Genomic DNA, 11751 nt, shown 5'->3' on the forward strand with positions numbered 1-11751 from the left:
CTGCAATCCGGTGAACGGGAAGATCCACTCCGGGCGGGCTGACGTGATCACCTGCACCCCGAACATCCTGCACGACTGTCCCTAACAGACGGACATCGGGGTTACGAGACATCCCTTAGGTCTGCCCACACTGCATCGTACGTTTCGGTCTCGCCAGGCTTGTCGAGGTAGAGCGCCCCCGTCAGTGACTCACTGTATATGGTCGACGGCTCGTGTCTACCAGCCTCGTCTGGCGGGAAGTCCAAGATAGTGAACGCCCCCGAAACCGATGCTCGATGTGGCCCGGCCCCAAGGGGCAGTGCCCGCACACTGACGTGGGGTCGCTCGTTCGCCTTGAGCAGGTGCCACAACTGCTGTGCCATTGCGCCAGGAACAGCGGGGGTGCGCCGCAGCGCCCCTTCACAGATGATCACTTCCAGATGGGGTGGCGGGGGGAAGTGACGCGACAGTAGGCCCTGCCGCTCCATCTTCACCGCCATGCGTCGCTCGACATCCGCATCTTCCAGGTCAGGCCGATCCGCTCGGACCACCGATTCCATGTACGCGTGCGCCTGAAGTAGGCCGGGGATCAACGCCGGCTCGTACTTGCGCACCCGGGTGGCAGCACCTTCTAGGCCCACATACAGCTCAAACCAACCCGGGACGGCATCCCCGTACGCGTGCCACCACCCTTTGGCCTTGGTTTCTCGTGCCAGGGCGACCAAACCTGCCGTCAGGTCCGCTGTGGCCTCGTAAAGCTGGCAGAGGATCTTGACGTCAGTAGCACGAACCGGGACGGATCCCTTCTCAATGCGCCAGATCTTCTGCGGGCTGCACTCCAACTCATAGCCATGCTCCTCGGCCCGAGTCGCCCTCCTGACCGAGTATCGCGACAACCGTGTCGCGCTCCGCCCCTACCTGGCGGCACTGATGGCCGAGGCGGACGCCCAACTCGCGCAGGTCCACAAGGCATCCGACCTCTATCAGCGCTTCCTGGCGTGGACCTAGCCACAGTGGCACGGCCACCGCCGCTAGCCGCTCCGTGCCTCGCACCAGGGGCCATCCGGTTGCAACACGCGAAGCACGGTCAACAGCTCCGGCGGCTCGACTCGATCTAAAAGCGAGGTCAGATCCGTCCACGGCACCCACGCGTGGGAATGCAGCTCGACCTGCTCGTCCGGAAGCAGCCCGGTCCGGGTCAGCGCGGGGCGGTCCGCAGCGAAGTGCGCCACGAAGAAGTCCTCCGGACCGACATACCGCTTGCCCTTCCAGCGCACAGTCCGCTCGACGGGCACCGACCGGTCAAGGACCGCCCCGGGGTCCAGCCCGGTCTCCTCCATCAGCTCCCGTCGTGCCGCCGCCAGCGGCGTCTCGCCTGGCTCGATGCCGCCGCCGGGCGGTTCCCACAGCCACACCCCGTCAACTGGATCATGCCAACGCAGGAGAAGCACGCAGCACGCCGCGTCCAGACAGATCACCCGCACTGCCGGCCGATAGATTGCCGTCATCACCGCGACCCTAGGGTATGTCTCGCCCAGACTGTACGTGACGACGATCATGGACAGTCAGAGCCGGCCACTCCGGAGTATCACATGATCATGATCGACAAGATCGCCTGGATCCACCTTGAGGACGGCGCGATCCTCAGCTCCCGATCACGTGGAAAGGACGTTTACTACCTCCCCGGCGGCAAACGAGAACCCGGCGAAGGCGACCTTGACACGCTCGTCCGCGAGATTCAGGAAGAACTCAGCGTGACCATCACCCCCGACACCGCCACGCATGTCGGAACCTTCCGCGCCCAGGCCCACGGACACCCAGCCGGAATCACGGTCCAGATGACCTGCTACACCGCCGGCTACCGGGGCCTCCTGCAACCCAGCAGCGAAATCGAGGAGATCGTCTGGCTCACCCACGCCGACCGTCACCGGGTCTCCCCAGTCGATCGCATCATTTTCGATCATCTACACGAGATGGCCCAGCTGCGCTAGCCACGGGTGCGGATCCATTCAGGAGCCCGCCCCTGGCTGGTTGCGGTAGCTCTGGGGCTGGAGATCCGCCGTACGCCGGGCAGGGCTGTGGTCGCCCGCTGGCCGCTGTCAGGCGATGAAGTCGCGGACCTTGGTGTAGTTACTGGCGTCCTCGTTCATCTCGGTGTGCGCTACGCAGCCCACCGACATATTTGCCGCACCATCGAGTTTTGCGGAAATATCGGGATCGATGACTGCGTCGCAGGTGGACCAGAGGGCGGCATAGCGCACGCTTCCCGGCGTCTCGTCTCCCGAGTTCAGGGAACGGAGGAAGCTACTGCCCCAGAACATTTCCCTGCAGGACTTGTAGACGGGACAGAACACGGACGCCTCGGTTCCGTTACCCCCGGTGACCACGGGGAGGAATACCGCCACATTGGTTCCGTGGTTCACGCCAGCTATGGAAACGAAGTCGTCCACGGTTTCCGTCCCGCCCATGTTCTTGAGGTACCAGCGGGAGCTGAGGACACCCATGGAGTGGGCGACGATGTCGACCTTCGCGGCACCGGTCGCGGCGAGCACCTCCTGCACCTTGGTCTGGAGTTGCGCAGCGGTGGTCGCGTTGGACTGTTTCCAATCGTAGGACCAGGTGTAGAGCTCAGAACTCTGGTAGCCGTCCGCCCTGAACCTGTCGATCCATGTGTTCCAATCGCTGGCATCGGTGGTCATTCCATGGACGAAGACGACGGGGTTCCGAGCCGCGGCGGCTACGGACGACGGAGCAACCAGTGATGCCGTCACTACCAACGCGGCGACGACGGCGGTACGGATAGAGCGTCTCACCGGGTTCCTTTCCCACTGTAGTTGGCAGGAGAGCCCACGCCGGGCTGAAGCCCACCGATGATCATGTTGGGGATGCCCGCATCGTGATGACCACGGGATCGAAACGTGCACGGCGTCCGTGCCTGATCGACGCTAGTGGCGAATACCGTTCAGGCCATCGGATGACGACCATGAATTTCGTCAGGGTTCACCCCGAGGGACCCCGGGAGCCCACTCGCTCCAGGCCCCGTCGTGGTATCAGCTACCCTCACCCGGCTCGGTGCCAGCAATCACCGGCCTCGTGGTCCTGCTACCCACCGCCCGGGTACGCCGAGGCGGATCGAGAAGCTGTCCACAGTAGTGCCGTGGCGGTTCCGACGAAGTCGAACTACCGTCAAGTCACGGACAGACAGACGTTCCTCCGTGAGGAGTTGGTCATGGCCACAGCTCACACCACCGCCGGGCAGTTCCCCGTCCGCGTCCTCGGCGGCCCGACCGCCCTCTTCGAGTACGGCGGGTTGAGGTTCCTCACCGATCCGACCTTCGACGCTCCGGGCGACTACTACGCGGCGGGCCAAAAGATCCTCACCAAAACCGCTCCCCCTTCCGGCGGTGTCGTCGACCTCGGCCACGTCGATGTGGTCCTGCTCTCGCACGACGAACATCCCGACAACCTCGACAACTCCGGCCGAGCCCTGCTCGCCGACGTCCCCCTCACGCTCACCACCCCCGAGGGCGCGCAGCGCCTGGGCGACAGGGCCATAGGGTTGGCCGACTGGCAGCCGATCAAGCTGGATCGCCCCGGCAGTGGCACGATCACCGTGACCGGCGCGCCCGCCATCCACGGACCCGGCGCGCGCGAGGACGTTGAACGGGTCACCGGCCAGGTCGTGGGCTTCGTCTTGACCGGCGAGGATCTGCCGACCTACTACGTCAGCGGCGACAACGCCTCGCTCGACCCTGTGCAGGAGATCGCTGAACGCTTCGGACCAATAGACACGGCCATCCTCTTCGCCGGCGCCCCGTGCTTCCCTGGCCTGCTCTTCGACGGTGCGCCCATCGTTCTTACCAGCGCTCAGGCCGCTGAGGCAGCCAGAATCCTCGGCGCTCGCCGGGTGGTTCCCGCCCACTACGACAGTTGGGCCCATTTCACCGAGGGTCGCAACGAACTCGTCACCGCTTTCACCACCGCCGAGCTTGCCGACCGTCTGGATCTAGGCAGTCGACTCTGAACGAGACAGAACAATCCCGCACAGGGGACGGTCGTGGCCGGGGACCGGTGGCATCAGCTGCGCTCCCCTTCCCCACGCCGCCACACGTGCCGGGCGGCCCGGCCGGGGCACCGCGACGGTGATCCGCCCCGCGGTGTTCGTCATTGGCCCTCCTCCGCGCCCGGTCCGGTGGGCTACGAGGGCAGAGTAGAACACCCCGTCAGCAGCTCCGTTCACCGATCGCGTCGGCGGGCGCGGCTCGCATCGCGAACCGGGTGGCCACCGTGATCGCTCCCCAGGAAAGCGCGACGGTCACCGCGACAATCGCGATCACCCCCAGGAGGGAGAAGCTCGGTGTGGCCGACTGGGTCAGCCCGAGGCTGAAGCCCACCAGCGGTGGGATCATGGCCAGTGAACCGAACAGCAGCGCCATGACGACAACGACCCGTGCCTCGCCGCTCACCATCTTGCGGACCTGGTCGCGACTGGCACCGATGAGTCGCAGCATCGCGAACTCACGCACCCGGGCCGTCGTCGCCATCACCAACGTGTTCACGACGGCGATCGCGATGTAGCCCAGCAACAGGGTCTGGAACAGCAGGTTGAGCGCCCAGTCACCGGCGCCGCCAACCCCGGGCGCCGCCAGGAACCGCTCCCGGTCACCGACCTGGACCGTCGGAAAGCGCTCGACCGCGCCGCGCAGCGCCTGCTGGAGTGCCGTTGGGTCAGCCCCGTCCGCGGCGCTGACCAACACCGCACTGTTGACCTGGGCGGTGGTGTGCGCAACCACGAGATCGTTGGGGAGGGTGACATCACCGAAACCCAACCCGTTCTCGTAGATCGCCACCACCCGCGGGTTGAGCAGGTGGCCGTCACCGAGGCGCAGCTCGATCGTCTCGCCGACGGTCCCACGGACGGTCTCCGCGGCGATCCGACTCAACGCCACCGTCTCGCCTCGTAGCTCCGCGATGTCGCCCTGGGTCACCGCGAGGTCGATGGTCTCGGAGAGCCGGTCGGGTGTGACGCCCTGGGCGGCGAAAACCCTGGTCGCGGTGCTGTCCTCGGACGGGAAAGTCAACAGCGCCTGACTCCGTGCCACCGGTGTAGCCACGGCTACCCCCGGCGTCTGCCGAACCGCGTCCACGACCTCTGGCGAGACCCCCGCGGCGGACGGGGCGGTCAGGGCGTAGTCGGCCCGCAGTCCTTCCGCAAGCTGGTGTTGTGCCCCGGCGAGCGTGGTGGACGCCCCGAAGACCTGCACAGCGGCGAGCGTCACCCCCATCGCCAGCGGCGTGGCGGCTGCGCTGAGCTGCCGCCAGTTGGCCCGCGTGTTGGACCGGGCGAGGAAGGAACTGGCGGTGGTTCCTGGGTTCACCAGCCGGCCGCACAACCGGAGCACACCGTTGAACAGCAACGGGCCGAGACAGCCGAGGGCCACGACGAACAGCAGGACGGCGCTCGCGGCGGTGTCGGCGGCCGAGTCCCCCGGCGACGCCACGTTCCCGAGCGTGAGCAGCAGCCCGAGGGGGATGAGCAGGACGCCGATGGTCAGCCGGACCTTCCCGAGCTTCTTGGGCTCGATCGCGGCGTCGCCGAGCGCCTCAACCGGGCTGACCCTGGCCGCCCGGCGGACGACCAGCCAGCCGGCCAGACGGGCGCTGATCACGCAGAGCACCAGCGCGGCGAGAAGTGGCAGCACTCCCACCTGGAGCGCGAAGTCCGGGGGCGCCGCGCCGACGAGCACGAACACACCGCGCATGGCGTAGGCGAGTGCGATGCCGGGGAGGACACCGACCAACGCGCCGGCCAGCGACACCAGGGTCATCTCGGCGCTGACCATTCCGTGAATCTGTCGGGGCGTCGTGCCGATGGCGCGCAGCAGGGCCAGCTCGCGCCGACGTTGCCGCACCGAGAGCGCGAGGGTGCTCGCCACCACGAACACCACGATCAGCACCATGGTGCCGCCGAACGACGCGGCGGACTCCACCACCAGGCTGCGGGCATCGCCGACATCCAGGAACTCGACATCGCCGCGGTCGGCGCCGGTATGCACCACGACTTCGGGTACGGCGGCCTGGATGCGCTCGGCCAGGTCCTCCGCGGTGACCCCGGGTGCAGCCAACACGCCGATCGCGTCCACCCGGTCGGGGCGGCCGGAGAGCCGGGTCGCCTGGTCGTCGCTGAAGAAGAGGGCAGACTGCCGGTCGAGCGTGGCTGGCGCCGCGGCGATGCCCACCACCTGGTAAGCCGCCGGGGTGGAGCCGACCACGATCTGCGCGGTCGAGTCGATCACCAGCCCGGCCCGAGCGGCCAGGTCGGCGTCGAGCACGACCTCACCGGGCCCGGTCGGCGCCCGCCCCTGGTCCACCGTGAAGGGTGCGAGCGCCGCCGCAGACCAGCCGTGCCCGAGCACCGGAAAGTCGTGCGGTCCGGTCACCACATCGTCGTCGGCGGCCAGAAGGCTGACCTGGATACTGACATCTCCAACGGCGGAGGCGACGCCGGGGACAGCGGCGACCGCGGCGACCGTGTCAGCGGGCAGCGTCACCCGCTCGCGGTAGCGAACCTCCGCACTCTCGTCCAACCAGAAGGATTGCGGTGCGCCGATCGTCACTGCCGCGCCCGCGTACCGCTCGGGGGTGACGCCGTTGCTAAGCCCGGACTGCAGCAGAACCCCGCACGCGGCAATCACGGCGGAGCCGACGACGATCGCGACGAAGGACCCGGCGAAGCCCTCCTTGCTTCCCCGGATCGTGCTCCAGGCCAGCGCCAGGTCTCGGGGAAGCGGAATCACGATGCCGATGAGCCGCCGGACGGCGCGGATCACCACTCGCCCAGGTACGTCCGGTGCGACACGACCTGCTCCGGGGTGGGCTGGAACAGGCCGGAGCCGGAAGGTCCTATAGACACCGATGTTGGGCGAACCGGCTGGCCAACTAACGTGACGTGTTGGGAAGCTTGGGGCATATCAGCCAGCATGACAGCCGTTGGCAAGACCGCAAGACAGCGCCGCCCGCCGCGCGGGACCTGGTTGAAGGCCCACGCCGGCCCAGTCGCAGATCGGCGGTCTACGTCAGGCAGCGTCCAGCAGCGTCGGGAGCTTGCGCATGTCGTCGAAGACCACCGTGCCCGGGCCCTCCAGTCGGTCTGCAGGGGTCAAGCCGCCCGCGTAGCCGAAGCAGCGCATCCCGGCAGCGCGAGCCGCCTGGACTCCGTAGTGGCTGTCCTCGACCACGACACACGCTCCGGGCGGCACACCCATCGCCGCCGCCGCGTACAGGAACAGGTCGGGGGCGGGCTTGCCGTGGGCGACTTCGGTGGCGCTGAAGATGCGGCCCGCGAAGCGCGGATACAGGTTTGTGCGGCCCAGGGTGTGGCGCATCTTCTCGTGCGTACCGCTGGAAGCCACGCACGTCGGCAGGGCGATCGCGTCGAGCGCCTCGTTGACCCCGTCCACGGCGGTGAGTCCGGCATCCACCGCCTGGCGGTGCGCCAGGTCGAACCGGTCAGCCCATTGGGCAGCCACGTGGTGTCCGAGGCGGGTCGCGATCTGCTCACCGATGGACGTGCTGGACCGGCCGATGAACCGCTCGATGACCGCTGCCTCGGTCAGCGGCCAACCCAGTTCCGCGCCGAGTGCGACGTTGATGCGGACCGCGATGCGCTCGCTGTCGACCAGCACCCCGTCACAGTCGAAGATGACAAGCCCGACCGGAGTGGTCACCCGTTGCTCCTATCTCGGTCCGCGGTGCGGGGTAGCTCCGGCAACACGGGATCATTGCGATGTTCGGGGTCTCCCCCGACTGCTGCTGCATGGTAGCGAACCAAGCTGCCACCACCATCCGGTCGAGCACCTCGTCGTGGCTCCCGCCGGCCGGCAAGGGTCGTCGACAACTCGATCCGGATATTATCCCCCATCTCGCTGAGTTCTATGAATTGATCAATAAGCGCGGATGCGACCTACCAATAGACACATTAAATTGCCGATCATCGACCTAGTCGCACCGTATCGACCCCGGCCTAAGCCGATCAACGAGCGGCACCAACTGTTCGGCGGCACGCGGGCAACTGGTTGCCCAATGAGCAACTCCAAGGCTTCTGGACTGCAGGGCCGAATTTGGTGGGTTAGTTCCGGGACGAGTGTACGCATAGTCCCGGCCCGGTACCGGATTGATAACGCGCCTTCTCGCCATCGCGATTCGGGTGTCACAGTGGCAAACAATTCAGCACCCTCGTGAGCCGAGCGCCCTGAGGAGGCACTCCTATGCGCGGGAAACTCCTGAAAGTGGTAGTAACGGCGACCGCTACCGCCATGCTGGCCACCGCCTGCACCGGTAGCAGCGACGACCCAGCGGAAGGCGACGAGCAAGCCGGCGGCAAGTTGCGGGTCTACGTCGCAGAGCCGGCGCACCTGCTGCCGTCGGCTGCCAGTGACGAGCCAGCGATCTATGTGATCCGTCAGCTCTACCGCGGCCTGGTCAGGTACAACGCCGAGACCGGTGATCCCGAGATGGATCTGGCCGAGTCGATCGACTCGGACGACCGAAAGCTCTGGACGATCAAGCTGAAGGACGGCTACACCTTCGACAACGGTGAGCCGGTCAACGCCGACGCCTTCATCCGCTCGTGGAACTTCGCCGCCTACGCGCCGAACGGCCAGGGCAACGGCTACTTCATGAAGCGGATCGCCGGCATCGACGCGGTCCTGCCCAAGGACCCGGACGGTGACGGCCCGAAGGAGGCCCCGGAGCCGAGCGCCGAGACGCTGTCCGGCCTGAAGAAGATCGACGACCTGACCTTCACCGTCGAGCTCAAGGAACCCTTCACCGGTTTCCCAACGGTGGTGGGGTATTCGGGATTCTTTCCGATGGCCCAGGCCTGCATTGATGACATAGATGCCTGTAACGAGACCCCGATCGGCAACGGCCCCTACAAGATCGACGGCGAGTGGGACCACGAGGTCGAGATCAACCTGGTCCGTAGCGACAGCTGGAAGGGTGAGCCGGGCGGAGCCGACGAGATCTACTACCGGATCTTCGCCGACATCAACGCCGCGTACTCCGCCTTCCAGGCCGGCGAGCTGGACGTGATGTACTCGATCCCGCCGGAGCGCTTCACGGAGGCCCAGGCCAGCTACGGTGACCGGCTCTACGAGCAGGAGGGCGACGGCTTCAACTACGTCGGCCTGCCGCTGTACAACGACAGCTTCAAGGACAAGCGGATCCGCCAGGCGTTCTCGATGTCAATCGACCGGCAGTCCATCGTTGACGCCGTCTTCGACGGCCGGTACACCCCCGCCACCGGCTTCGTCGCACCGATCTTCGACGGTGCTCGCGAGGGTGTCTGCACCTACTGCGAGCAGGACGTCGAGAAGGCCAAGGAACTCCTGGCAGAGGCCGGCGGCTGGCCGGAGGGCAAGAAGCTGACCCTCTGGGCCAACGCGGGCGCCGGCCACGACGCCTGGCTGCAGGCGGTTGGCGACCAGATCAAGAACGCGCTGGGCATCGACTACGACCTGAAGGTCAACCTGCGGTTCTCCGAGTACCTGGAGGTTGCGGACAACCGGGAGTTCACCGGCCCGTTCCGGCTCGGTTGGGGCCCGGACTACCCGTTCATGGAGACCTACCTGGCTCCGGTCTTCGGCAGCGGCGCCGACAGCAACGCCAGCACCTTCAGCAACGCCGCGTTCGACATCCTGATGAAGCAGGGTGACTCCGCCCCGAGCATGGGCGAGGCCATCCCCTACTACCAGCAGGCCGAGGACATCCTGGCCGAGGAACTGCCGGTCATCCCGATGTTCTGGCGCAAGGAGGCGGCGCTCTACAGCGAGAACGTCGACACCTTCGTCTGGAACCAGGTGTCCGGTGCCGCCTACGGCGAGATCTCGCTGAAGTAGAACTGAGCTTCAGCAACCTGACCCAGCCAGTGTGGAAGGGGTGGCAGCTGCCGTGGATCGCCCCGGGACGATCTCCGGGTCGAGACCCAACGCCTGCTGCCACCCCGACCCACACGCCGGCACTCCCATCCGGACGTAGATTCGGGCAAATTGCTCTGCACTGATGTACGCACCGTCCCGGCCGGGTATCGGGTTGATAACACGCCTTCTCGAAATCGCGTGCCTGGTGTCACAGTGACAGGCACCTCACACCCCCTCGTGAGCCGAGCGCCCTGAGGAGGCACTCCCATGCGCGGGAAATTCCTGAAGGTGGCGGTCGTAGCGACCGCCACCGCTATGTTGGCCACCGCCTGTGGCAACAGCAACGACGAGCCAGAGGAGGCGACCGACCAGTCCGGCGGCAAGCTACGGGTTTACGCCTCAGAGCCGGCGTTCCTCCTGCCGTCCAACGGCGACGACGAGCCGTCGATCTACGTGATCCGCCAGCTCTACCGTGGTCTGGTCAAGTACAACACCGACACCGGTGAGCCGGAGATGGACCTGGCCGAGTCGATCGACTCGGAGGACCAGAAGCTCTGGACGATCAAGCTGAAGGACGGCTACACCTTCGACAACGGTGAGCCGGTCAACGCCGACGCCTTCATCCGCTCGTGGAACTACGCCGCCTACGCGCCGAACGCGCAGAACAACGGCTACTTCATGAAGCGGATCGCCGGCATCGACGCGGTCCTGCCCAAGGACCCGGACGGCGAAGGCCCGAAGAAGGCCCCGGAGCCGAGCGCCGAGACAATGTCCGGCCTGAAGAAGGTCGACGACCTGACCTTCACCGTCGAGCTCAGCGCGCCGTTCAGCGGCTTCCCGACAATTGTCGGTTATTCGGGATTCTTCCCGATGGCCCAGGCCTGCATTGACGACATCGATGTCTGCAACGAGACCCCGATCGGCAACGGCCCCTACAAGATCGACGGCGAGTGGGACCACGAGGTCGAGATCAACCTGGTCCGTAGCGACAGCTGGAAGGGCGAGCCAGGCAAGCCCGACGAGATCTACTACCGGATCTTCGCCGACGTGAACGCCGCATACTCCGCCTTCCAGGCCGGCGAACTGGACGTGATGTACACGATCCCGCCGGAGCGCTTCACGGAGGCCCAGGCCAGCTACGGCGACCGGCTCTACGAACAGGAGGGCGACAGCCTCAACTACGTCGGCCTGCCGCTGTACGACGACAGCTTCAAGGACAAGCGGATCCGCCAGGCGTTCTCGATGGCGATCGACCGGCAGTCCATCATCGACGCCGTCTTCGACGGCCGGTACACCCCCGCCACCGGCTTCGTCGCACCGATCTTCGACGGTGCTCGCGAGGGTGTCTGCACCTACTGCAAGCAGGACGTCGAGATGGCCAAGAAGCTGCTCGAGGAAGCCGGCGGCTGGCCGGAGGGCAAGAAGCTGACCCTCTGGGCCAACGCGGGCGCCGGCCACGACGCCTGGCTGCAGGCGGTCGGCGACCAGATCAAGAACGCGCTGGGCATCGACTACGACCTGAAGGTCAACCTGCAGTTCGCCGAGTACCTGGAGGTTGCGGACAACCGGGAGTTCACCGGCCCGTTCCGGCTCGGCTGGGGCCCGGACTACCCGTTCCTGGAGACCTACCTGACTCCGCTCTACGCCTCCGGCAACGACAGCAACAACAGCACCTTCAGCAACGCCGCGTTCGACGACCTGCTGAAGCAGGGTGACTCCGCCCCGACCCTGGAGGAGGCCATCGCCTTCTATCAGCAGGCCGAGGACATCCTGACCGAGGAGATGCCGGTCATCCCGATGTTCTGGCGCAAGGAGGCGGCGCTCTACAGCGAGAACGTCGACACCTTCGTCT

General features: G+C 66.4%; 8 protein-coding genes and 2 pseudogenes. 5 read left to right on the plus strand and 5 right to left on the minus strand.

Going from position 1 to position 11751, the window contains the following annotated elements; all coding sequences use genetic code 11:
* Window positions 1-110: 110 nt before the first annotated feature.
* A pseudogene (locus tag H0524_RS05195) lies at window positions 111-824 on the minus strand (DUF5753 domain-containing protein); the annotation flags it as partial.
* 4 nt (window positions 825-828) lie between these two features.
* On the opposite strand from H0524_RS05195, the pseudogene H0524_RS24470 reads away from it, so the two are divergent.
* Window positions 829-987: pseudogene (locus tag H0524_RS24470) on the plus strand (flavin reductase); the annotation flags it as partial.
* A gap of 23 nt (window positions 988-1010) precedes the next feature.
* On the opposite strand, the gene H0524_RS05200 reads toward H0524_RS24470, so the two are convergent.
* Window positions 1011-1487 (minus strand): NUDIX domain-containing protein, encoded by a 477-nt coding sequence (locus H0524_RS05200; RefSeq protein WP_180197627.1) that lies wholly within the window; start codon window positions 1485-1487, stop codon window positions 1011-1013.
* 84 nt (window positions 1488-1571) lie between these two features.
* On the opposite strand from H0524_RS05200, the gene H0524_RS05205 reads away from it, so the two are divergent.
* A complete protein-coding gene (locus H0524_RS05205) occupies window positions 1572-1970 on the plus strand; it encodes an NUDIX domain-containing protein (RefSeq protein ID WP_180197628.1) in 399 nt (132 codons plus the stop codon).
* Between the two features lie 108 nt (window positions 1971-2078).
* Here the strand turns inward: H0524_RS05205 and H0524_RS05210 are convergent, their stop codons facing one another.
* Window positions 2079-2792: a triacylglycerol lipase gene (locus H0524_RS05210; RefSeq protein ID WP_180197629.1), complete on the minus strand. Its 714-nt coding sequence runs from the start codon at window positions 2790-2792 to the stop codon at window positions 2079-2081.
* Between the two features lie 416 nt (window positions 2793-3208).
* Between H0524_RS05210 and H0524_RS05215 the strand changes: the two genes are divergently transcribed.
* Complete coding sequence (locus tag H0524_RS05215; RefSeq protein ID WP_180197630.1) at window positions 3209-4003, plus strand: MBL fold metallo-hydrolase; 795 nt, start codon at window positions 3209-3211, stop codon at window positions 4001-4003.
* 199 nt (window positions 4004-4202) lie between these two features.
* Here H0524_RS05215 and H0524_RS05220 read toward each other — a convergent pair whose 3' ends face one another.
* Together H0524_RS05220 and H0524_RS05225 are read right to left on the minus strand one after the other, a co-directional pair.
* Entirely contained in the window at window positions 4203-6812 is a 2610-nt protein-coding gene (locus tag H0524_RS05220; protein ID WP_180197631.1) for an ABC transporter permease, read from the minus strand.
* 243 nt (window positions 6813-7055) lie between these two features.
* Window positions 7056-7706: an HAD family phosphatase gene (locus H0524_RS05225; protein ID WP_180197632.1), complete on the minus strand. Its 651-nt coding sequence runs from the start codon at window positions 7704-7706 to the stop codon at window positions 7056-7058.
* Window positions 7707-8246: 540 nt separating this feature from the next.
* Between H0524_RS05225 and H0524_RS05230 the strand changes: the two genes are divergently transcribed.
* Entirely contained in the window at window positions 8247-9878 is a 1632-nt protein-coding gene (locus H0524_RS05230; protein ID WP_180197633.1) for an ABC transporter substrate-binding protein, read from the plus strand.
* A gap of 288 nt (window positions 9879-10166) precedes the next feature.
* Window positions 10167-11751 (plus strand): ABC transporter substrate-binding protein (locus H0524_RS05235; RefSeq protein ID WP_180197634.1); only part of this gene is annotated, 1585 nt, incomplete at its 3' end.

The sequence above is a fragment of the Salinispora sp. H7-4 genome (genome assembly GCF_013416675.1).
GTDB classification, from domain to species: Bacteria; Actinomycetota; Actinomycetes; order Mycobacteriales; family Micromonosporaceae; genus Micromonospora; species Micromonospora vitiensis.